The 23892-nt window shown below is 47.0% G+C and carries 16 protein-coding genes; 10 read left to right on the forward strand and 6 right to left on the reverse strand.

Annotation, left to right across the window (positions count from 1 at the left end; genetic code table 11):
- Positions 1–121 precede the first annotated feature (121 nt).
- A complete protein-coding gene (locus SO_RS18695; protein ID WP_011073743.1) occupies positions 122–2953 on the reverse strand; it encodes a M16 family metallopeptidase in 2832 nt (943 codons plus the stop codon).
- Positions 2954–4288: 1335 nt separating this feature from the next.
- On the opposite strand from SO_RS18695, the gene SO_RS18700 reads away from it, so the two are divergent.
- Together SO_RS18700 and SO_RS18705 are read left to right on the forward strand one after the other, a co-directional pair.
- The gene (locus SO_RS18700) at positions 4289–5491 is read left to right on the forward strand and encodes an IS256-like element ISSod4 family transposase (RefSeq protein WP_005054087.1); all 1203 of its coding nucleotides are present in this window, start codon (positions 4289–4291) and stop codon (positions 5489–5491) included.
- A gap of 21 nt (positions 5492–5512) precedes the next feature.
- On the forward strand, positions 5513–9955 hold the full coding sequence (locus tag SO_RS18705) for a choice-of-anchor U domain-containing protein (RefSeq protein WP_164925776.1): 4443 nt from the start codon (positions 5513–5515) through the stop codon (positions 9953–9955).
- 192 nt (positions 9956–10147) lie between these two features.
- Here the strand turns inward: SO_RS18705 and SO_RS18710 are convergent, their stop codons facing one another.
- From SO_RS18710 to SO_RS18720, 3 genes are all read right to left on the reverse strand, one after another.
- Positions 10148–10552 carry a hypothetical protein gene (locus tag SO_RS18710; RefSeq protein ID WP_164925777.1) on the reverse strand — a complete coding sequence of 135 codons (405 nt, stop codon included), beginning with the start codon at positions 10550–10552 and terminating at the stop codon, positions 10148–10150.
- Positions 10553–10673: 121 nt separating this feature from the next.
- Positions 10674–11390: a single-stranded DNA-binding protein gene (gene ssb, locus SO_RS18715; protein WP_011073744.1), complete on the reverse strand. Its 717-nt coding sequence runs from the start codon at positions 11388–11390 to the stop codon at positions 10674–10676.
- Between the two features lie 108 nt (positions 11391–11498).
- Positions 11499–12866: an MFS transporter gene (locus SO_RS18720; RefSeq protein ID WP_011073745.1), complete on the reverse strand. Its 1368-nt coding sequence runs from the start codon at positions 12864–12866 to the stop codon at positions 11499–11501.
- Between the two features lie 394 nt (positions 12867–13260).
- Between SO_RS18720 and uvrA the strand changes: the two genes are divergently transcribed.
- From uvrA to SO_RS18760, 8 genes are all read left to right on the forward strand, one after another.
- The gene (gene uvrA / locus SO_RS18725; RefSeq protein WP_011073746.1) at positions 13261–16113 is read left to right on the forward strand and encodes an excinuclease ABC subunit UvrA; all 2853 of its coding nucleotides are present in this window, start codon (positions 13261–13263) and stop codon (positions 16111–16113) included.
- Between the two features lie 74 nt (positions 16114–16187).
- Positions 16188–16529 (forward strand): hypothetical protein, encoded by a 342-nt coding sequence (locus tag SO_RS18730; protein ID WP_011073747.1) that lies wholly within the window; start codon positions 16188–16190, stop codon positions 16527–16529.
- A 61-nt stretch (positions 16530–16590) separates the two neighbouring features.
- Entirely contained in the window at positions 16591–17634 is a 1044-nt protein-coding gene (locus tag SO_RS18735; protein WP_011073748.1) for a M28 family peptidase, read from the forward strand.
- Between the two features lie 196 nt (positions 17635–17830).
- The gene (locus SO_RS18740) at positions 17831–19702 is read left to right on the forward strand and encodes a DEAD/DEAH box helicase (protein WP_011073749.1); all 1872 of its coding nucleotides are present in this window, start codon (positions 17831–17833) and stop codon (positions 19700–19702) included.
- Positions 19703–19888: 186 nt separating this feature from the next.
- Complete coding sequence (locus tag SO_RS18745) at positions 19889–20248, forward strand: hypothetical protein (RefSeq protein ID WP_011073750.1); 360 nt, start codon at positions 19889–19891, stop codon at positions 20246–20248.
- Positions 20249–20377: 129 nt separating this feature from the next.
- Positions 20378–20920: a hypothetical protein gene (locus tag SO_RS18750; RefSeq protein ID WP_238560506.1), complete on the forward strand. Its 543-nt coding sequence runs from the start codon at positions 20378–20380 to the stop codon at positions 20918–20920.
- A 4-nt stretch (positions 20921–20924) separates the two neighbouring features.
- Entirely contained in the window at positions 20925–21404 is a 480-nt protein-coding gene (locus SO_RS18755; protein ID WP_164925778.1) for a hypothetical protein, read from the forward strand.
- Positions 21405–21566: 162 nt separating this feature from the next.
- Positions 21567–22091, forward strand: coding sequence for a hypothetical protein (locus SO_RS18760; protein ID WP_238560507.1), 525 nt, complete (start codon positions 21567–21569; stop codon positions 22089–22091).
- A 56-nt stretch (positions 22092–22147) separates the two neighbouring features.
- Here SO_RS18760 and SO_RS18765 read toward each other — a convergent pair whose 3' ends face one another.
- Together SO_RS18765 and SO_RS18770 are read right to left on the reverse strand one after the other, a co-directional pair.
- A complete protein-coding gene (locus SO_RS18765) occupies positions 22148–22756 on the reverse strand; it encodes an HAD family hydrolase (RefSeq protein WP_011073754.1) in 609 nt (202 codons plus the stop codon).
- Between the two features lie 23 nt (positions 22757–22779).
- Positions 22780–23754: a DMT family transporter gene (locus tag SO_RS18770; RefSeq protein ID WP_011073755.1), complete on the reverse strand. Its 975-nt coding sequence runs from the start codon at positions 23752–23754 to the stop codon at positions 22780–22782.
- Between the last annotated feature and the right edge of the window lie 138 nt (positions 23755–23892).

Here is a 23892-nt window from a genome sequence, read left to right on the forward strand (position 1 = left end):
CCAATTGCGACCGACACAATTAAAGCTAGCCCTAAAAATGCTCCGCAATGACAGATAAAAGCATCAACCCCCCTGCGAAATGCTATCGCAGGGGTTATTGGTTTTCTTGTGGGTTGATAGATTACTGAGATGCAACCAGTGCAGGAAGGGTTTGAATGATTAAGCTTTTATCATCCTTTAAGTATTTCTGCGCCAATTGGCTTAACTCGGCGGGCGTGATGTGTTGCACCAGCGCCAAGCGTTGGTTAAAGGCCGCAAAACGCTCTGGTTGGCTTTGGGCGGTTGAGGCCAAATCTAACCAAAAATTATTACTTTGCGGTGCCATCTGCATCCACTCCAGCACCGGTTGGCGGGCGCGATTGAGCAAATCCTCACTGATCCCCGATGGCGCTTTAACCTGCTTAACTGCGGCGGCGTAATACTTAGCCACCTCAGGCAACATAGCCTGAGTCGTCACACTAAATAGGCCGAGATAACCATATCCCGTTGGATTTAAGTCATTATATGAAAATGCAGAGGGTGAATAACTCGCACCCGCTTTTTCGCGTACATTCTCGGTAAGTAAAATACTCAGAACCTGTTCGAGTAACCCTAAACCTGCATGTTCACTTAGGTTCGTCATATCCGTTGTCGGCCACACCTGCGCCAGTGCCGCCATATCAACTTGACCATAATGCGTCAGCTTGATTTGCGCTGGCACGTTTGGAAATACTGGCACAATCGTTTGGCCTTTAGGGATCGGCTGACGGGAAATCGCCCCTAAGGTTTGCGCAACCTCAGCAATGGCTTTGTCCTCATCAAAATCACCAACGATAGCCAGCTCTATCGCCCCCTGCTGTACCGCAGAATGGAAACTAGGCGCGAGTTCAGCAAACTGACGTTTAAGGATTTCATCAGGGTTGCCATAGCCATAACGTTTATCGCCATTATGGGCAATACGGGCAAACTGATTCGAAAACTCCAACTGCGGATTACTATGAATGCTCTGCTGCTCGGCAATTACTTGTTCACGGAATAACTGCTCTGCCTGCTTATCCATACCGGGATCGACTAGGTAAGCCGTTAGCACGCCTAATTGAGTGCGAAGCTCGGCCGCATTGGCACTAATCTCACCGCCAAAACTCTGCTCACGCAAACTCAAACTGACTGAGATATCTTGGCCAGCAAAAATCTCCTGCAAGCTATCTAAATCGTGAAGTCCCAAACCGCCCTCGACAAACGCACGGTTAAACAGATAGGACAAGCCATCTAACTCAGGGAAAGCTATCTCACCAAAACCGATATTCAAACTGACGAGCGTGACCCCCTTATTGAAGGTTGTCGGCTTTAGATTAAGGCGCACACCATTAGCAAACTGTACCTTGCGTATCCCTGTTGCAGCATCACGCTGATCGGCAACAATCTGCCCAAGCTCACCAAATTGGCTATAGCCAAATTCTGCAATTGCTTTGGTTTCTGGCGTCTTAACCGCTTGCTTTTGACTCGCGCGATAGACATCTATCAGCTTTTTTTCAATATTTTCAATGAGTTTATTATTGGTTAGATACAGATAAGGCGTCCCTTCCCAAGTCTGTTTAAACAGCTGTTGCAGTTTTTGCGGTGTAACACTTGGCATCAGCTTTTCAAACAATGCGAGTTGCCACTCAGGCTCCACAGGCACGCGCCTGCTCGCTACCGCACTCACTAAGCTTTCGGCAATGTTCACACTGTGGATAGTGCTACTCCCCGCTGTATTAAGCTGATAGCTCTTGTGCATTCTTTTTAGCTGTTGGTCGATTTCCTGTTGGCTAAAGCCAAATTCCAGCGCCTGACGTAGTGTTTGTTCCAACAACGCAAGCCCTTGCTGCCAGTTGTTTTCCTGCGTTCCCAGCGTCATTTGCGTGCCGTAGGCAATATCATATTGCGGCCCAATTTGTAGACTCACGCCATACAAACCTTGGCTATGTAGCAACTGTGACTCTAAACGACGATACAAAATGCCGTGGGCAATCTCTAATAACATCTCCTGCTCACGTAGTGCGGGCGAATCTGGCCTTGGCGTTTGAGGAGTTAACATACCCAAAGAAACAGAGGGTTGCAGACTTGGATCAAAAAATGCCGCCGCCTCAACGGAGGCGTTAGCCTGCACCATGCCTATCGATTGCGCCTTCACCCCAGCGGCCTGCGGCGCCGCTTGCCAATTAGCAAATTGCTGGGTGATTTTTTGCTCGATGCTGCCGACATCGATATCGCCCACCACGATTAAGGTCGTACGGGATGGCGTATAAAAACGCTGATAGAGGGACAATAACGTTTCACGATTCGCATTTTGAATGCTCGTCGCCTCTCCTACGGGAAAGCGCTGCGACAGCAAGGTTTGCGGCATTAAAAAGGCTAACTGGTGGCGATAGTTTTCTAAATCAGTGCTACTGCGCTCACGTAGTTCAGACAAGACCACCGCTTTTTCGCGCTCGATAATGGCGGGGTCAAGCAACAGATTACTGGCGATTTCGCGCATTAAAAACAAGGCGGTATCGACTTTATCTTGGCTATTGCTCGGTAAGTTCAACTGATAAACCGTTTGCTGAAATTCAGTCACCGCATTGGTATCAGCACCAAAACTCAGGCCAAGGCGCTGCAATGTCGGCATCATCTCCCCCGCTGCGAGTCCCGTGGAGCCATTAAAAGCCATATGCTCAAGAAAGTGCACTAATCCTTGCTCGGAATCCGACTCAACCAAAGAGCCTACATCCACCCGCATCCGCACTATGACTGCCTGCTCCGGCGTCTTATTGCTAACCAATAAATAACGCATACCATTGGCAAGTTCACCGCTGTGAACGCGCTCGCTTAAGGGTAAATTGGCCGACTCAGGCCACAAAGGCGCTTCGGTCGCGCTTAATGGTAAGGCCATGCTGATGAAGAGCAGCAATAGCCACAGGCGTTTAAACTGGATTTGTTTTAAATTAGTCATAAAAGTTTATTTTCTCCCCAAGAATAGGTTTATTAACCGGAGAAAATGCTTACCTCAATATTGATAAATTAACTTTTCACTATAGCCATTAAAATGCTTTAAGTCACAAAATCAATACCTTACACCATACCAAAAGCGATTGTCACCTTGATAATTCATCAAATATCTTCAAAAAAATTTAACAACGGCAATGACTTTTTTATCGAGTTAGAAGCATTAACCCAAGGGTAAAAAACTCCTCGCTCAACAGCGAATAACATAAGTAACAGGTAGGTAAGCTTGCTTGGTTCGCATAAAACCTAGGGCTCTAGGGCGTGTTGACGTTTCGAGATTAAATTTTGTTCGTTCTGGCAAGTTCGTGCTCGCGAAACGAGGAATGATGTGTAGTTATTCTACTCAAATGACGAGTGACAAAGAGCAAGGGCTTGCCAGACGAACCCTTCGGGCAGCATTTGGCTGGATTTTCTGCCGCGTTATCGTCCGTTTATGTAGAATAACTACACTGCACGGACTTTGCCTTGCATAAAAGCCAGCCAAATTGCTGCAAAAATAACCCTGAAACGTCAACACGCCCTAGTAATGAGGATTACATGAGCATGGCGGAAAGAGTGTATTTGCGGGCAGTTGACTGCAATTTAGGGCGTCACAATTGAACCGCCTCCCACACAAAAAACGACCTATTACAGCTCTGCTCATGAAACGAACGACATCCCACCTTAAAGATTAATTAAAATTAATTTAACAACTTGTTTTTCATTATTTTTATTTCATAAATTGTAAATTATGTACAAAAAACACTATATAGCCATTATTAGCCAACTTAGTAACGCTCATTACCAGTAAAAAACAACAAAAACCATTTAAATTTTTATATAAATGCAAAAAAATAAATCAACTCCCCATATCCACTAATACATTAAAAGATTAATATATTTAACATCATAGCTAATTAATTTACCTTTCACACCAAATGAGAGCATTTGAAACAGTGTATAAAATCAACTTTAGACAAAATATATTGATAACTGACTTTTTATACACATTTAGAGTATTCACCTACGTTAACACTTTTTTTCAGCATTAACTAAAAACATGCTCAAAAAACAAAAGGTTTTATAGATATTTTAGGAGGTTATGCTCAGGTTAACTGAAACGAGCTTGGTAGATCTAATGCAAAAATATATTTAATAAAATAAAACGCATAGGGCAATAAATGAGTAGTAAATTACTTTCTTTAACAATAGCAGGATGCTGCACAATAGGTTCGTATACTGTTTAGGTAGTGTTCATAATTCTGTGTCATTTCAGTAAAATATTCAAAAACAGGAATGACACATGACCCAACCTTTTAACTTCGAACAAGCCCTTAAAGATCTGCAATCAGGTAAAAGCCTCACAGGTAAAGACAGCATTCTTGGCCCACTGATCAAGCAACTCACTGAAGCGGCTCTCCAGGCTGAGCTTGAGCAGCATTTAGCGCATGATCCTCAGCCTAATCGTAAAAATGGCAAAACCCCTAAGACCATTAAGCATCCGTCCGGTAACTTTGAGTTAGACGCGCCTAGAGACCGCAATGGCACCTTTGAGCCTCAGTTGATTAAGAAAAATCAAACTACACTAACCGATGAAATCGAACGTAAAGTGTTATCGATGTTCAGTATAGGTATGAGCTATCGCGATATTAATCAACATGTTGAAGATATGTATGGGCTCAATGTGTCTAACGCAACAGTCAGTGCTATCACTGACAAACTCATCCCCGAACTTAAAGCGTGGCAGCAGCGCCCATTAGATAGCCATTATCCTATCGTTTGGCTTGATGCGATACATTATAAAGTCAAAGAGGATGGGCGTTACGTCAGTAAAGCCGTTTACACATTGTTAGCGCTTAATATGAAAGGAAAAAAGGAAATTTTAGGGCTTCACTTATCCGAAAATGAAGGCGCTAATTACTGGCTATCCGTACTGACCGATCTTAATAATCGTGGTGTAAAAGATATTCTTATCGCCTGTGTTGACGGCTTGACCGGTTTCCCTGAGGCCATAGCCAGTATCTTTCCTCATACGGAAACACAGCTATGCGTTATCCACCAGATCCGTAACTCAATGAAGTATGTCGCCTCAAAAAATCAGAAAGCGTTTATGGCTGATTTAAAGCCTGTGTATCGAGCCGTGAGTAAAGAAGCCGCAGAGATGGCATTGGACGAACTGGAGGCCAAATGGGGTGATGCTTATCCGTTGGTAATCAACTCTTGGCGTCGCAAATGGCATAATTTGTCTCATTATTTTAAGTACCCAGAACATATCAGGAAAGTGATTTACACGACCAATGCAGTTGAGGCTGTACATCGCCAATTTAGAAAGCTCACCAAAACCAAAGGTGCTTTTCCTAATGAAAATAGCTTGTTGAAGCTACTTTACGCAGGCATATTAAACGCCTCAGATAAATGGACCATGCCAATCCACAATTGGAGCCTTTGTTTATCTCAGTTAGCGATTTATTTTGAAGGACGTTTAGATAGCGTGCTAGAAATTTAAAAATTAGCCTGACACAGAATTTTGAACGCCCTCACTGTTTACGCAGCGGAAGTACTAGATAGCGGCCAAATCCGTTTTGGTACAGGAGCTGAAAACTCCGTCAATACTAATGGTAACCTACAACAACCCTTCTACTTCGATCAAAGCGCAAATCAATGGTATCAACTTACGTTTTCAAACTATCCATTAGATAGCGCTATTGGCGTCGGTGGTGACGGTACAAATGAATGGAACAATACTGGTACCATAGTAACTAATCCTGTCTTAACCAACCAAGCGCTTGATTACTCAGGCTTTACTAAATATAACGGTGATAAGGGTTACGGTACGATTGTCTCGGTTGGTACGTTTAGCATCGATGGATTGGAGCTAGAATATAAAACCAGCTATACCCTGCCACAAAATTCCGCCTTTATTAATATCACCACCCAAATCACCAACCGTTCAACGGTGAATGCCACCAACCTACGTATGTGGGTTGGTACACGGGATGATTATGTTGGGACTCTGGATCGTCCAACAAAAAACCGCGGCAACTTAGTCAATGGCGTTTTTACCCAATTAGCAGCCACCTCTGAAAAAGGCAAGGCACTGCAAATTATTGGCGGCAATAGCGGAGTGTTGTTTTTCTCCCCGTCAACAAAGGCAAACGTAGTGCAACAACGTTGCTGTCAATTTGAAAATGTAATCAATCAAGATCCTGCGACTTCAGCAATCGACGCAACAAATGATGGCTCCTACGCGTTTTATGTACGAATGGCAGATCTACGACCTGGGCAGAGTGAAAGTTTCACCTGGCACTATGCCGCAGGTAAAACCTCTGAATTAGCCAATATCGCCAAAAATGTTGCTCAAGCGGCCGCTATCACCAAAATCATGGTAGAAAATAATACTATTCATTTTCAAGCCATTGATTTCGTAGACATTAACGGCATTACCCTTGCCAAAATAAAAATTGAATCATTGCCCACTAATGGCAGCTTAACGCTGAATGGCACAGAAGTCACAGTCAACCAAGAAATTATCAGTGCTGATTTTGACAATTTAATCTATACCCCTAATGCAGGTTTCTTCGGCCAAGACCGCTTTAGCTGGCAAGCCTTTGTGGGCAATGCTTACATCAATGCCCCTTCCTCTATGGACATTACCGTTGAAGAGGATACTGATAACGATGGTATTGGTAACAACGTCGACCCTGATGACGATGGTGATGGTGTCAATGATGCACAGGATGTGTTCCCACTCGACTCAACTGAATGGGTAGATACCGACAACGACGGTATCGGTAACAATGCCGACACCGACGATGACAACGACGGTATCGGTAACAATGCCGACACCGACGATGACAACGACGGTGTGATTGACGCACAAGATGCCTTCCCACTAGACCCTAACGAGTCAGTTGATACCGACAAAGATGGTATTGGTAACAATGCCGATCCTGATGATGACGGAGATAGTGTCAATGATGCGCAGGATGCCTTCCCGCTCGACCCAAATGAAACGGTCGACACTGACAAAGATGGTATAGGTAACAATGCCGATCCTGACGATGACAATGACGGCGTCAAAGATGCACAAGATGCCTTCCCACTGGATCTAGCTGAATCTATTGATACCGACAAAGACGGTATCGGTAACAATGCCGATCCAGATGATGACAATGACAGCGTCAATGATGCACAGGATGTGTTCCCGCTCGATCCAAATGAAACTGTCGACACTGACAAAGACGGTATCGGTAACAATGGCGATCCAGATGATGACGGTGATAGTGTCAATGATGCGCAGGATGCCTTCCCGTTTGATCCGGCTGAATCTGTCGATACCGACAAAGACGGTATCGGCAACAATACCGATCCAGACGATGACAATGACGGCGTCAATGATGCGCAGGATGCCTTCCCACTCGATCCAAATGAAACGGTCGACACTGACAAAGATGGTATCGGTAATAACGCCGATCCAGATGATGACGGTGATAGTGTCAATGATGCACAGGATGCTTTCCCACTAGACCCTAACGAGTCTGTTGATACCGACAAAGACGGTATCGGTAACAATGCCGACGCCGATGATGATAATGATGGTATGCCAGATGCTTGGGAGCTTGAAAACGGTCTAAATCCTCTGGATGCAACCGATGCGAACAAGGACCTTGATCAAGACGGTCGCTCTAACCTTGATGAGTTTTTACAAAATACCAATCCTAAAAAGGACGATGTCGCTCCAGTAGTGAATGTCCCTGCCAACGTCAGTCTCAATGCCACCACCTTGTTTACTAAAGTGGATGCTCAGCTGTTACAGACTCAAGGAACGGTCACTGCAAGCGATGCGGGCAATGAGGCTTGTTGTGCCGTCACCGCGGTAGGCATGGTTGAAGAGGGGTTAATGCTACGTCCGGGACGTCACATTATCACTTGGAAAGCACAGGATGCCGCAGGAAACATAGGTAGCGCTGAACAAATTGTGGATATTTACCCCACCATTTCGTTCGGTAAAGATGCCACTGTGTCAGAAGGTAGAGACAGCCGCTTTAAAGTGGTGCTCAATGGCGATTCACCCACTTATCCGGTTGTCGTTGACTACACGGTAGGGGGCAGTGCCGATAGTGAAGATCACAATTTAAGCAGTGGTTCGGTCATTATTGAATCTGGTGTAGAAGTACAGGTACCCTTTAGCATTCTGGCAGATCAGGTAAAAGAAGCGGAAGAGCTAATTGAACTGAGCTTTGTTGGTGAACAAAACTGGGGGGTTAAAAACACCCACAAGACCCGCATCGTCGAAACCAATGTTGCACCAGAACTCACGCTTATCGCGAAGCAAAATCATCAGCAAGTCACCAGTATTGCAAAAGATGCAGGCCTAGTCGAACTGGCACTGAGCATCCTTGATGATAATAGCAAGCACGATATTCGCTGGCTGTTACCAGAAGGCGTCACCGCGGACATCAGTGAAACTAAACAACTGCTAAGCTTCGATCCTTCACAGTTAAAGGCAAACATGCTTAGCCTGTCTGCCACTGTGATCGATAATGGCTCACCCGCCCAAACTGCTGAGATCAATATCCTGCTCAAGGTGTTAGCAACAACACCCGAATTAGCGGAACGCGATACCGACAGTGATGGCTTAAGCGATCGCGAAGAAGGGTTAACAGATACGGATCAGGATGGTATTCCAGACTATTTGGATAACATCGACGAAACCCATCTGCTGCCTGAGCGTGGCTTATCCACTAATGCCTATATCATTGAAGCTGACGCCGGCGTAAAACTTACCCTAGGTCAAGTCTCGATGAGCAGCGCCTTTGACGGTGCTGAAGTCACACCAAATGACTTTAAAATCTCAAAACTGACTGTGGATGACGTGCCGAATAAGGGAGGATATTTTGATTTTATCGTCAGTAACCTTCCAGAAATGGGTCAATCGGTGAATGTGGTTCTGCCTCAGCGAGAAGCCATTCCAAGCCGTGCAGTTTACCGTAAATATGTCGAAGGCAAAGGTTGGTTTAACTTTGTTGAAGACACCAATAACCATTTAAGCTCAGCGAAAGGAGAACAGGGTTACTGCCCTGCGCCAGGATCTGACGCCTTTAAACCGGGCTTAAAAGAAGGTGATTGGTGCGTGCAGCTTACCATCAAAGATGGTGGACCGAACGATAGCGATAGTAAAGTGAACGGTACGGTCAAAGATCCGGGCGGTATTGGACAACCCATAATGCATGAGGTTGAAGTGACAACAAATGGTAGTGGTAGCATGGGCTTAGGTATGGTGTTGTTAATGGGATTCATGGCGGGCGTAAGACGCTTTGGTCGTCGAATCACTGGCTTACTTGCATTACTGGGACTCAGTTTTGGCGCTAACGCGGTAGAGTTTAATGCTGACAATCTGTATCTGCAGCTAGGTGCCGGACAAGGCCATTCCAGTGTCGAGCGCAGTGATATTGCAGCAGAACTCACCAAAATTTCTGATACCATCAAGGTGACTGACTTTGATGACACATCAAAGAGTTACTGGTTCGAGCTAGGCTACAAAATCCATCCTAACTGGGGGATTGAGCTGGGCTATGTCGACCTTGGCAATGTCTCGGTGAGTTTTACAGGCCAAGTCGATCAACTCGAAGTGGAATCTTACTTGGATAAAGTGAGCCTGAGTCATCCTGATAGTGCATCGGGTGCCAGTATTGGTATGAGTTACTTCTATCCACTCATGGACAAGTTAGTACTCAGTGGCAGAGCGGGTGCATTCTTTTGGGAAGGTGATTACAGCACACTACTCAAAATCAAAGAGGGTGCCTTTAGCTATCAACACCAAAGCCAAAACGGTACCGATTTGTATGTCGGTATGGGACTTGATTATCTCCCCGCTGAACACTGGGCCATCGGCCTAGCACTGCGCAGCTACCGCTTGGACGGCTATCATACCGATGTAGTTGCCTTATCCGTGGGCTTTGATTTTTAAATTAAGCTAACTCATGTAAGCCCAGCAATTTGACTATTGCTGGGCTTTTTTATTGATTCCTTAACCCAGCGCAACACTCTCCACGCCCCGCAGCACTGACACAAGGATAGCAAGCTTGGTTCACTAGGATATAGCCCAGCTTTTCCTGTAAAGAAAATATCGATGGTTCAATCACTTTACTGGCGTCAATCACTAAGGAATGGATCTCCAAAAAGCGGTGTTGTCCATAGGTGGATAGCTTATCTGCGATCGAATTAAATCCAAGCAGGCATAACGATTAAGCACTTGCATCCCATAAAACTGCCGATTGATATTCCCCTGTGCATCACAAATTTCGGCGGGAATAAATTGAACCGCTTGACCTATAACATCTCGAAATTGCTCAACAAATGCTGCGCTTACCAGCTCAGGTCCAAGAGTGGGTAAAATGTCGTATTGCGTTATCTCATCATCAAGGACGTCCACTTCATAGTAAAAGGGGCCAACGCCATTCGAGGGTTGAGTCAAGGCATCAGCATAGGACTGTACATTTCGCTCACCATACACAAAATACACATCTCGATGGTAAAAACTCTGCAACTTATAAAATCGTTCCATCTTTACATCCTGTAAATCCAGCTAAATCAAGTATGTTGCCCTCATTTGCGAAGTGAGGCTAAAACAAAGCCCCGTAAACGGGGCTGTGTTTTTGAATCTCAAAATGATTCTAAAGTAATGGCTAGAACGGGATATCGTCGTCCCAACCGTCATCCAAATCTGGAGTAAAGTTTTGCTGTGGCTGTGGCGCAGGGCGCTGTGCAGGAGCCGCTGGCGCTTGATACGCCGGAGCTGCAGGCTTAGGTGCATAACCGCCCTGCTGTGGCTGAGCGTGAGGCTGAACATGGGGTTGCGCCTGTTGCTGACCATAGCTTTGCTGAGCTGGAGGCTGATTGTAGCCAGATTGAGGTTGTGGCGCTGGTGCTTGATAAGCCGGAGCCGCTTGCGGTGCTGGCGCGTATTGGTTTTGCGCAGGAGCAGCTTGTTGTGGGGCTGATTGGTAACCGCCGTTTTGTGGCATCCCCCCCATTGGGGCACCTTGACCACCTTGGTTGCGGCTACCTAGCATTTGCATGCTACCGCTTTGATCAATCACCACTTCCGTTGAGTAACGGTCTTGGCCACTTTGGTCTTTCCACTTACGGGTTTGCAATTTACCTTCGAGGTAAACCTGCGAACCTTTACGCAGGTACTCACCAGTGATTTCAGCTAATTTTCCAAACAGAACCACACGGTGCCATTCAGTACGTTCTTGCTGTTGACCTTGTTGGTCCTTCCACGATTCGCTGGTCGCCACTGTAATGTTAGCGACTGCGTTACCGTTTGGCATGTAACGTACTTCTGGATCTTGTCCCAAATTGCCAACCAAAATTACCTTGTTAACACCACGACTGGCCATTGAAATCTCCTGCGATTCTTTAAATAATCTATTAATTCAGTATGTTGTTTATCTGTGTCGCCATAGAGGAAAATCTGCTTCCCCAAATACTATTGGCAGGCACACATATTATTGAGCAGAGCCTAACACAGCTCGGGCTTCTCTTAAATCGAAATGCTCGTCAACCTTGAGATAAGCGACTTTCTCATCGAGCACCACAATCGCTTCGACCACGCCCATTAATTGCGACAACTGCGCCGCCATATCACGGGCTTGGTTTTTATCTTTTACCGCTGCCTCTAGGGTGTAACTCTTAAGCAGTACAGGATTTTTCATCCCCAAGGTAAGTAATAACCAAATGCCCATCAGTACCAGCGCCACAATAAACACCCCAACGGCACCGACTAATTGGAACGCACCGCCACCGAGCATGCCGCCACAAAAAGCCCCTAAAAATTGGCTAGTTGAATAAACGCCCATCGCTGAGCCCTTTTCACCGACAGGGCAAAATTTGGCAATTAAGCTCGGTAATGAAGCCTCAAGGTAGTTAAAACCAGTAAAAAACAGCAGCACGGCCACACTCAATACCCAAAGGTTGCTGGCGAAAATCGCCATCGCCGCAAGAGCAAACATCATAATGACTAAGGCAATTTGGAACATCGCTTTAGTATTCTTACGCTTAACCCCGATAATAATTAATGGCACCATCAAAAAGAAAGCGCCCACAAACGCAGGGAAATACAGCATCCAGTGTTTTTCTTTGACTAAACCTGCATCGACTAAATCGAGTGGCAAGGCCACAAACACTGCGGTTAACACTAAATGCAGAATAAAAATGCCTGCGTTAAGCCTAAATAGTTGCGGCTCAAAAAACATACGTTTGAGCTTTGCTGGAGTCGCTAAAGTATCCCCTTTGGGTGCCTGAGTAATTGGATTAGGCACTAAAAACTGGATCAGCAACATTCCCAAAATCGCCAATAACGCCGTTAACCAAAATAATCCAGTCAACCCAAGATGCTGCGCGACGATAGGTCCCATTAACAATGAGAGCGCAAAAGAAAGCCCGATACACATGCCGATAATCGCCATGACTTTAGTGCGCTGCTCATCCCGCGTTAAGTCCGCCGCAAGAGCTAATACGGCTGCGGCAATCGCGCCCATTCCTTGTACAGCCCGGCCAAATACAACGCCATAGATGGTTTCAGCATTGGCGGCAATGACACTGCCGATAGCAAACACCACTAACCCAGCGAGAATGACAGGCTTACGACCATATTTATCGGATAAAATCCCCATGGGGATCTGCAAAACCGCCTGAGTTAAGCCATAGGCACCGATGGCGATACCCACCCAAAGGGGTGAAAAACCTTCTAGATGCTGACCATAAAGTGCAAAGACGGGCATGATCATAAACAAGCCCATCATGCGTAAACCAAATACACTGGCTAAAGAAAACGCGACTTTTTTCTCGGTTCCTGAAAGTCCGTTGTTACCCATGATTTTGCCTTGGATTGAAGTCTTTTAGGGGGCGCATGTTAACACACCCCCAAGCATTTGCTCAAAAGGAAAAACCGCCCTAAGCACTCATGTTAAATAGGCGGTATTCCCCCATCGCAGCACGGTTAAAAAAGCCGTTGTCATGCCCTTAGGTCTTTGTTTTAAAGACTTATCTAAAAGTCGATTAGCAACAAACAGTTAACTTGAGCCTTACAGTTTCAGCCACGCTATTCCCCTTCCACGGATGAATCTTAGTTAATCCACAACGCTCCCATCCCCATCACAGTGATAGGTACACTGGCGGAGAAACGGAGATCACAGAATCGACTAAACTCAGCCGCCGAACTGTGCGATACTTAGGCTCATTTTTTTAAGCATAAGACTTGAGCGATAGATGGATAAGATTGAAATACGCGGTGCACGAACCCACAATCTCAAAAATATCAACCTGACTATCCCAAGGGATAAGTTAATCGTTATCACAGGATTATCGGGATCAGGCAAATCTTCCTTAGCATTTGATACCTTATATGCCGAAGGCCAACGACGTTACGTTGAGTCTCTATCTGCCTACGCCCGCCAATTCTTAAGCTTGATGGAAAAACCCGATGTCGATCATATCGAAGGCTTAAGCCCGGCGATTTCCATCGAACAAAAATCGACGTCACATAACCCGCGCTCAACCGTGGGCACAATCACTGAGATTTACGACTATCTACGACTACTGTTTGCCCGTGTGGGCGAACCCCGCTGCCCCACCCACGGCCAACCTTTAGCGGCTCAAACCGTGAGTCAGATGGTGGATAAAGTATTAGAAATGCCCGAGGATAGCCGCTTAATGCTGCTAGCCCCCGTGGTTAACGGTCGTAAGGGTGAGCACGTTAAATTACTCGAGGGCTTATCGGCGCAGGGTTATATCCGCGCCCGTATCGACGGTGAAGTCTGCGACTTAACCGATCCGCCAACCCTAGATTTACACGTTAAACACACCATCGAAGTAGTAGTCGATCGCTTTAAAGTTCGCAGCGATATCCAGCAGCGCCTTGCTGAATCCTTTGAAACCGCACTCGAACTCTCGGGTGGGATTGCTGTGGTCGCTAGTATGGATGAAGGGACAACGGAAGAATTAATCTTCTCCGCCAACTTCGCCTGTCCGCACTGCGGCTATTCGATGGCCGAGCTCGAGCCACGGATTTTCTCCTTTAACAACCCAGCCGGTGCTTGCCCAACCTGTGATGGGTTAGGGGTACAACAGTTTTTCGACCCAGACAGAGTGATCACCAATCCTGAGTTATCCCTGGCTGGCGGCGCGATTCGCGGCTGGGATAGACGTAACTTCTATTACTTCCAGATGTTAAGTTCGCTCGCCGACCACTATAAGTTCGATGTCGAAGCCCCCTTCGAACAGCTATCGGATAAAGTGAGAAAAATCGTCCTCTACGGTTCAGGTAAAGACAGCATCGCCTTCAAATACATCAACGACCGTGGCGACGTCGTGGTGCGTAATCATCCCTTTGAAGGCATTTTAAATAATATGGACAGGCGTTACCGCGAAACCGAAAGTAACGCGGTGCGCGATGAGTTAGCCAAGTTTATCAACACCCAAGCTTGCCAAAGCTGTGGCGGCTCGCGTCTGCGTGAAGAAGCCCGCCACGTGTTTATAGGCGATCTTAACCTGCCGAAACTGACTGTGTGGTCAATTGGCGAAGCCCTAGATTATTTCGACAAACTCGAGTTCACTGGCCAAAAAGCCCAAATTGCTGAAAAAATCCTCAAGGAAGTGCGCGACCGTTTAGGTTTCCTCGTCAATGTTGGCCTCAACTATTTAAGCCTATCGCGCTCAGCCGAAACCCTCTCGGGCGGTGAAGCGCAGCGTATTCGCTTAGCCAGTCAAATTGGTGCAGGGCTTGTCGGCGTGATGTATGTCCTCGATGAGCCATCCATCGGTTTGCATCAAAGGGATAATGAGCGTCTGCTGCAAACCCTGATCCACCTGCGGGATTTAGGCAACACAGTGATTGTGGTGGAGCACGATGAAGATGCGATTCGCATGGCGGATCATATTATCGATATCGGCCCAGGCGCTGGCGTGCACGGCGGCGAAGTGATTTGTGATGGTCCCATTGAGAAAATCATCGCCTGTGACGAGTCCGTCACTGGCCAGTACATTTCGGGTAAACGCAATATTCATATCAGTACCCCACGCACGCCGTTCGATCCCAAACAGGTAATTGAGCTCTATGGTGCCCGCGGTAATAACCTGCGTAATGTCGATTTAACCATTCCAATAGGCTTATTCACCTGCGTGACAGGGGTATCGGGCTCAGGCAAATCAACCCTGATAAACGACACCTTCTTCAAGATCGCCCATAAAATGTTAAACGGCGCCACCGTTGACGAACCAGCGCCTTACGATCGGATTGTCGGCATGGAACAATGCGATAAAGTGGTCGATATCGACCAAAGCCCGATTGGCCGGACTCCGCGATCAAACCCCGCCACTTATACTGGCATCTTTACCCCAATTCGGGAGATTTTTGCCGGAACGCAGGAATCCCGTACCCGTGGTTATCAGGTCGGGCGCTTTTCCTTTAACGTTAAGGGTGGCCGCTGCGAGGCCTGCCAAGGCGATGGTTTAATTAAAGTCGAAATGCACTTCCTACCCGATGTGTATGTGCCCTGCGATGCCTGTAAGGGCAAACGTTATAACCGCGAAACCTTAGAAGTGCGTTATAAAGGCAAGAATATCCACGAAGTACTGCAAATGACGGTAGAAGATGCACGCGAATTTTTCGATGCTGTACCTGCGATTGCCCGTAAACTGCAAACCCTAATGGATGTGGGCTTGTCTTACGTGCGGTTAGGTCAGAGCGCAACGACGCTGTCAGGCGGTGAGGCCCAAAGGGTAAAACTGGCCAAGGAACTATCCAAACGCGATACGGGTAAAACCTTGTATATCTTGGATGAACCGACCACGGGCTTGCACTTTGCTGATATCCAATTGCTACTGGATGTACTGCATCGACTCAAATCCCACGGCAACACGATTGTGGTAATTGAGCATAATCTGGACGTGATTAAAACCGCAGATTGGATTATCGACTTAGGCCCAGAGGGCGGCGGTGGCGGCGGCACAATCCTCGCCACAGGTACGCCAGAAGACGTCGCTCTACATCCTACCTCACACACGGCCCGTTTCTTAAAGCCGCTGCTGGAGCGTGATGCACAGCTAACCAAACAGCAGTAGCGAACAAGATAAGGCTCGCAACCAAAAATGGCGCCTTGGGGAACACGCCCAAGGCGCACTCCATCGAGGAGGATATGTTGTCAAAACATCACCCCAACTTAAGCAGCTTAAGTCGCGCCAATATTATACTGATCACCAGTTTAGGACTGATGCTATTAGCACTCGCTATCGCGGCTATTGATCCGATTATCGGTCAGCCCACGCGCTTACAAGTTACGGTGTTAGACAGTACGGCAGAAAATAGCCTACTGGCATTACCCGATGGCCGAGTCACCACGCTTGCCCAAGGTGGACTTACCAAAAATACTCAGATCACCCTGTGCTCGCGCACGCATTTAGTCTCGGGATTGGAGCATTTTAATTTAAGTCCCCATCAAGAGGCGACACTCTCCCCCGAGATCCACATCTTAGATTAGGGCCTATGCACCCAAGCTAAATCCCTGTTAGGCTTAGGTTCTGCCAGCCTTAAGGATAGCCATGGACAATGTAGCGCTAGCGCCTCCCCATCAGCTCGTCACAGCTGTTTATCAAAGCATACACAGGAGCTTATTGCGCATTTTAGCGATGGGCATGTGCGTGGGACTAACGGCCTGTGCCACTCACCCCGCTGAATACACTTGCTCTTCTGAGTCGATTCGACTGAATTGGGCCGCGTCAGCAGAACTTGAGCAAACAGTACAAACACTCAGCTCAGCACAATTGATGGGGCGTAAAACCCAAACGGAAGGGGCAGCTAAAACTCGCGACTATTTGAACAACCAGTTTCAGCAACTAGGGCTTAAACCTTGGGGAAAGACCTTCGAGGTGCCCTTCAAATATTCGACTTTATTGACACAAGAAGCGGGGATAAATATGGTCGCCCTAGCCCCTGCGCTCACCCCAAGCAATCAATGGCGTATTGTTGTCGCTCATTATGATCACCTGGGTATGACGGGTAGCAAGATTTACCACGGCGCCGACGATAATGCCTCTGGGGTTGCCGCATTATTGGCACTTGCCGCCCACTGGCAAGAACAACAAATTGCCGCCCCAAACTCGCTCCCCAACATCAACTTAATGTTTGTCGCGACCGATGCCGAAGAGCCCGGACTGTTTGGCAGTACGGCCTTAGTGGAGCAACTCAAGCAGCGAATGCCTGAAGCGGAATTTGAACTTATGCTCAATCTCGATATGATTGGCCATCCGAGTCGCCCTTACGCCATTTACCTTGAGGGCAGCCGCTACTTTTATCAATTTCCCCAATTTAGGCCAATGCTAAACCAACACAATGGCCTTTGTATTAAACTCAGCCACCCCAAACCCGTGGGCAGAAGTATCCAGAGCACAGATTGGCTCAGAGCATCTGATCATTACGCCTTCCATAAGGCTAAGATCCCTTGGCTTTATTTTGGCGTCCCCACCCATCCGCAATATCATACGCCAGAGGATACGCCAGAAACCTTGGACTATGTTTTTCTCGCAGCAGTAACAGAATCTGCTTTTGAACTCATTAAACTCAATAGCAACTTTTTGAAAAACTAGCCGAAGTGGCGCGTTTCTTGCTCAGCTTTGGCAAAAAATGCACGTAAAACAGAGGATTTATCCTTATCCAGATTGGTAAAGTGGCTCAAATGCTGTTATAATCTGGCGTTTTCGGCGCGGGAAATCGACACGGGGTTGATTTTCTGTCTGTGAAACTTAAGCGCCAATCCGGGCGCATCCACAAGGCTACAACCCAATGTCATCCGATGAAAGAACTTTCCGTGAACTCGGCCTATCCGAGAATTTGTTGCGTGCTCTTGACGAGCTAGGTTACGAAAAACCAACGCCAATCCAATCAGCCAGTATTGATCCACTTATGGCTGGCAAAGATATTTTAGGTCAAGCGCAAACAGGTACAGGTAAAACTGGCGCCTTCGCGCTGCCGCTACTAAACAAAGTCACCAGCCAAACAACACCGCAAATTTTAGTACTCGCACCAACGCGTGAACTAGCGGTTCAGGTTGCTGAAGCATTCAGTAGCTATGCCAAATTTATGAAGAATTTCCATGTACTGCCAATTTACGGCGGTCAAAGCATGCAACAACAGTTGAATGCCCTTAAGCGTGGCCCGCAAGTGATCGTGGGTACACCGGGTCGTGTTATGGACCATATGCGCCGTGGCACTCTGAAACTGGAAACCTTGCAAGCCCTCGTTCTCGATGAAGCCGACGAAATGTTAAAAATGGGCTTTATCGATGATATCGAATGGATTCTGGAACACACTCCACCACAACGCCAACTTGCCTTGTTCTCGGCAACCATGCCAGAGCAAATTAAGCGGGTTGCTAACAAGCATTTAAAAAATGCGACTAATATCAGCATCGCTGCAAGTCACACCACAGTTGACTCAATCGAGCAACGTTTTGTGCAGGTGTCACAGCACAATAAATTAGAAGCCTTAGTACGCGTATTAGAAGTTGAAAATACTGAAGGTATTATCATCTTCGTTCGTACCCGTAACTCATGCGTTGAATTAGCTGAAAAACTTGAAGCCCGTGGCTATGCCTCATCACCACTACACGGTGATATGAACCAGCAAGCCCGTGAGCGCGCGGTTGAGCAGCTTAAAAACGGCAAGCTAGACATTCTGATCGCAACTGACGTTGCGGCCCGAGGTCTGGACGTTGAGCGTATCGGCCACGTAGTTAACTACGATATCCCTTACGATACTGAAGCTTACGTACACCGTATTGGTCGTACTGGCCGTGCGGGTCGTACCGGTATGGCGATTCTGTTCGTCACCAGCCGTGAAATGCGTATGCTGCGCACCATCGAGCGCGCAACCAACAGCCGTATTTCGCCAATGAAAGTGCCAAGCCCAGAGACGGTTGCAGAACGTCGTCTGTCTCGCTTAGGTGAGCAGCTCGCTCAAACCATGAATAACGATCTCGAATTTATGCGTGAAGCGGTTGCCCAGTTATGCCAGCAACTTGAAGTAGATACGGATCTGCTCGCGGCTGCCCTGCTGCACCAAGTTCAGCAGGAACGTCCATTGCAATTACCTGCGATTCAAGAGCGTGTTCGCGATGAACGCAGTGAGCGCAGCGAACGTGGTTCAGACCGTGGCGCTGAGCGTGGTGAACGCCGTAGCCGTGAATCACGTCCAATGCCAGCAAGCTTAGGCAGCGCTGAAGCGTTAAAAGACAATCCAGACCTGAAAATGTGCCGTTATGTGATCGACGTAGGTCGTGAAAATGGCGTAGGTGTAGGCAATATCGTTGGCGCCATCGCAAACGAAGCCAATATCGACAGCCGTTATATCGGTGCAATCCAACTTTATGATTCAGTGACAACTGTTGACCTGCCAGACGGCATGCCAAAAGATGTACTACAACACCTCAAGAAAGTGCGTGTGTGTGGTAAGCCATTGAATATCCGTGAAGCTGGCGACCAAGTCTTTGTTGACTCTGGCCGTGGCGCCCGTAGCGACCGTCGTCCACGTAGCGACCGCCCAGCGGGTGATCGCAAGCCACGTGCAGCGTCTGGTGACAAACCGTTTGCAGACCGCAAACCACGTTCAGACAAGCCAGCAGGCGAGCGTAGACCACGTAAACCACGCGAAGAGTAATCCGCAAACCTAAACCCTTAGGTCAAGCGCATTAAAACAAACGCATTAAAAAAAGGAGCCTCGGCTCCTTTTTTGTTATCCAATATTTTCCAAATTAACTCATACTTGGCCCAAATTAACTTGCACTTAAGCCAACATCTCTATTAGTGTCGGCGTAGACTTTAACAACGCATCTAGTGTATTTCGATGAAAAAAGCCTTTAACGCCGGACTGTTATCCGCCTTTGTCGCCCCCGGCAGCGGCCATTTTTACCTAAAACATAAACGCACTGCGCTGGTCTTTTTTAGCTTAGCGGTCGTGAGCCTTGTGCTGCTACTCATGCAAATTTATCAAGTGGCGCAAGTCATCGCCTTAGATATTCAAAACGGCACCTTACCGCTTGATATCGGCGTGATTTCTGCCGAAATCACCCAACAAACCCAGACCACAATTGCCAATGCCAATGAGCTGCTCTATGGCTTTTTACTCTGCTGGTTAGTGGCATTACTCGACAGTATTCGGCTTGGGCTTAAACAAGATAAGCTGGATACACAAAGCAACCGCTAGATATCTTCTTACTCTTAGCGAAGCCGCAGCGACAAAAGCGATATTGATATTGACCGAACATTTTTAATCAATTGAAATATTGGATATTAGCTTTTAACGGCTGCGGAAATAACACCATAAACAGTCAAGATGAGTGACGATATGTTAACTGAGCAACAACACAATTTTATCCTAAGTGAAGTGTCGCAACCCGTGATTACCATTGCCCGCGAGGTCAATTTTGCCGCGCGCTATGCCTCCATGTTGGCCCGCTTTCCCAAGCTCCCTGGCGATTTTAATCCTAAGGTACCGACGGAGCGTCAACAAGAACTGGTTGCCCAGTTCCCTTATCCGATCCGCTTTTTCAAAAGTGAGGGGGGATATTACATGCTAAATGAGAAAAAGTTCGCCTACCCGCATATGACGCTGATGATGGAGATGCGGCAGTGGGTTACCTTCCGTTTTAACCTATGGCGTGAAGATAAGCGCATCGGTGGCGGCTCTTACCAACAGATTGCTGTTGCAGAGCGATTAGCGCGAGGTGAAGAGATTGACTGGGATAACGACTGGCGTACACAACACCAGCCATGGTGCTATAACGAAGATCAATTACAAACGGTGCTAACAGAAAGCTTTTCACTATTTGATGACCTTTGTAAACAATTACCAGAGTATTCATTTGATGCGGGTTAACTGTTTGCAGGCAAGCTTATTGGCATTCATTGGTTTAAATCTAACTGGTTGCAGCTTATTACCATATCAGGCTTCTGATGGTGTTAAACCTGGCTATCATGATATGCCATTACCTGGTGGTTGTATTGTACTTGATTATGTAGGCAACAGTTTTGCAACTTTTTCGATGCTCGAAAACGCATGGCTGCAACGGGCTCAAGAATGGTGCCCTACAGGATTTGATACTGTTCTAAAGGAAAAAGATATCAGGCGTGGGAGTATACGTAGTCCAGTGAATGGAATAGATACTACATTAGGTACGCAAACCCGCATTATATACGGTGTAATTAAGTGTCATACAGTACAAGCTGGATTGTTGAATGAAACTCCTGTTAGCTTTAAAAGGCCTCAAGCTTCAATCAATGATCCCTCATTTATGAAGTTAGCCGTCGAAATCTGGGAAAGTAAAGGTATCTGTAAGGCAGATGGGCAAACTAAAAAATAACAAGATAAGCTGGATACACAAAGCAACCGCTAGATATCTTCTTACTCTTAGCGAAGCCGCAGCGACAAAAGCGATATTGATATTGACCGAACATTTTTAATCAATTGAAATATTGGATATTAGCTTTTAACGGCTGCGGTAATAACACCATAAACAGTCAAGATGAGTAACGATATGTTAGACAATGAAGAACGCGATTTTATTTTAAACAAAGTGTCACAACCCGTGATTAGCATTGCTCGCGAGGTCAATTTTGCCGCGCGCTATGCCTCCATGTTGACCCGCTTTCCCAAGCTACCAGGCGATTTTAATCCTAAGGTACCGACGGAGCGTCAACAAGAACTGGTTGCCCAGTTCCCTTATCCGATCCGCTTTTACACAAGTGAGGGGGGATATTACAAGCTAAATGCGCAAAAGTTCTCATACCCACATATGAGGCTTATGATGGAGATGCGGCAGTGGGTTACCTTCCGTTTTAACCTATGGCGTGAAGATAAGCGCATCGGTGGCGGCTCTTACCAACAGATTGCCGTAGCAGAGCGATTAGCGCGAGGTGAAGAGATTGACTGGGACAAAGACTGGAATGTACCAAACTCCCCATGGTGCTATAACGAAGATCAATTACAGACGGCGCTAACCGAAAGTTTTGCACTATTTGATGACCTTTGTAAGCAATTACCCAAATAGTCACTTGAATTAATTGAGATATAGGCGGCTAAACAGGTTAACCGCCAGGGCATAAATTATTTAGGCCATGCTTGAATCAGGCTGTGGTAGCAAGAGACCAGTAAATCCGCCGCTTGGGCATAGTCGGGCACGTCTTCTGGGCAGTAGAGGGCGCAGCGGCTACCGGCGTTTTGCGCGGTTTGCAGATCGAATAGGTAATCCCCCACATACAAGATATCCGCCGGATTCAACTGCCATTGCTCGCAAATCAAGTAGATCCCCTGCGGGTGAGGTTTAGGCTCGGCATCGTAACGGGTCAGTACTAAGGGGATATCAATACCGAGTTTTTCAATGGTAATTTTGGCCGCCTCGGGCATATTGCGGGTCAAAATCGCCAGCGGCAGTTGCCTTGTCTTTAAAAACGCAATCAGCGCCTGTGCCCCTTCAATCCAGCTCGCTTGGCGCGAGCTTTCAAGCTCATAGTCATGGACAATCTCGAGCGCCTGCATCTTGGCCACTGTGGTCTCAAGGCTATGTATATGCTCGAGAATATCGGTACCCGATCCGATACCTAATGCCGCCCTTAAGCCTTTAAAGTCAGGGTTTGAATGGGCAAGCGTACCGTCGAGATCGAAAATCACCCCGCGGATCTGTTCTAATTCAATATCGGTCAGGCGTGTGATCACTAGGATACCTATTCAGCTGCCAGTTAAATGGGTTGTAAACGTCTCGCGCGGCGCTGGCGATACAGGGGCAGCAACTGCACCACCATCACAGAGACAATAATCACACCTATGCCAAAGAGCGATAAAGCATCTAACTCATCGGCCCTAAACACTTCAGGCCACCAACCGATACTCACCACTAACGCCGTGGCGCTAAAGCTAAATACTGGCGTTAACGCCAACATGGCGCTCACCTGCGCCGTCGGCCAATACTTCATTGATTGCCCAAAACAGCCATAGGCAATCAAGGTATTCGCGGCGCAAAACAGCGCCACTTGCCAGTCAAAGCTATTCATTTGCGCAAATTGGCTAAAGTCGCTAAAGGGCGCCATCGCAAAAATACCTAAGGCATAGATAACCAAGAGTACGTTGGCAGGGGACAAACGGTTCAACAGTGACTTTTGCAGCAGTGCGTATGTGGTCCATGACAGTGCCGAAAACTGCACTATCATCACCCCAAGCCAGATCTCATGATTATCAGTTGCCGAAAAATCTAAAAAGGGATGGAAAAACATTAACATCCCTAAAGCTAAGGAAGCAAAACAACTCAGCTGTATCGCATTCAAGCGTTCTTTAAAAAACAACACGCCGCCAAAGGCGAGAAAAAACGGCGAGGTTTGAAAATTAAGCTGCGCCGCGCCCGGGGCTAAATAGTCGAGGGAATAGACGAATGACACATAGTTAAGCATTAAAAACAGTCCGGCGAGGATAAGCCTGAGCCAAACCTTGGCATCGAGTGCCGCAAACTGCTTTAAACTGCCCGCGCTCCACTGCACCAAAATACTGACGATGAGCGCCACTAAAAACCGGAACCAAGTCAAGGTCACCGGATCGATAAAACTCCCCGATAGCTTAAGCGCTATGGGTAACATGCCCCAAAACAGCACGGCGACAGAAATAAACAATAATCCCAATTGAGCATGGTTATTTGCCAAGGGGCCTGAATGGCTTTGATTCACGGGTAAGTTCCAATAATACCGCAGGAAAGGAACGCCATTCTGGCACCGCACCGCGCTAAGATCTAGCGTAAGCAACGATTTAACCCTGAGGTGGATTGGATACTTTCGCTGACAAGCCTGAGTTCACATCCGCGATAC

Source organism: Shewanella oneidensis MR-1, assembly GCF_000146165.2.
GTDB classification, from domain to species: domain Bacteria; phylum Pseudomonadota; class Gammaproteobacteria; order Enterobacterales; family Shewanellaceae; genus Shewanella; species Shewanella oneidensis.

What these genes read in the sequence shown, in the direction of transcription:
- SO_RS18695 (WP_011073743.1), bottom strand. Translation starts at nt 2,953, where the DNA reads ATGACTAATTTAAAACAAATCCAGTTTAAACGCCTGTGGCTATTGCTG.
- SO_RS18730 (WP_011073747.1), top strand. Translation starts at nt 16,188, where the DNA reads ATGTTGTCAAAACATCACCCCAACTTAAGCAGCTTAAGTCGCGCCAAT.
- SO_RS18710 (WP_164925777.1), bottom strand. Translation starts at nt 10,552, where the DNA reads ATGGAACGATTTTATAAGTTGCAGAGTTTTTACCATCGAGATGTGTAT.
- ssb (WP_011073744.1), bottom strand. Translation starts at nt 11,390, where the DNA reads ATGGCCAGTCGTGGTGTTAACAAGGTAATTTTGGTTGGCAATTTGGGA.
- SO_RS18720 (WP_011073745.1), bottom strand. Translation starts at nt 12,866, where the DNA reads ATGGGTAACAACGGACTTTCAGGAACCGAGAAAAAAGTCGCGTTTTCT.
- SO_RS18740 (WP_011073749.1), top strand. Translation starts at nt 17,831, where the DNA reads ATGTCATCCGATGAAAGAACTTTCCGTGAACTCGGCCTATCCGAGAAT.
- SO_RS18735 (WP_011073748.1), top strand. Translation starts at nt 16,591, where the DNA reads ATGGACAATGTAGCGCTAGCGCCTCCCCATCAGCTCGTCACAGCTGTT.
- SO_RS18750 (WP_238560506.1), top strand. Translation starts at nt 20,378, where the DNA reads ATGAGTGACGATATGTTAACTGAGCAACAACACAATTTTATCCTAAGT.
- SO_RS18760 (WP_238560507.1), top strand. Translation starts at nt 21,567, where the DNA reads ATGAGTAACGATATGTTAGACAATGAAGAACGCGATTTTATTTTAAAC.
- uvrA (WP_011073746.1), top strand. Translation starts at nt 13,261, where the DNA reads ATGGATAAGATTGAAATACGCGGTGCACGAACCCACAATCTCAAAAAT.
- SO_RS18745 (WP_011073750.1), top strand. Translation starts at nt 19,889, where the DNA reads ATGAAAAAAGCCTTTAACGCCGGACTGTTATCCGCCTTTGTCGCCCCC.
- SO_RS18700 (WP_005054087.1), top strand. Translation starts at nt 4,289, where the DNA reads ATGACCCAACCTTTTAACTTCGAACAAGCCCTTAAAGATCTGCAATCA.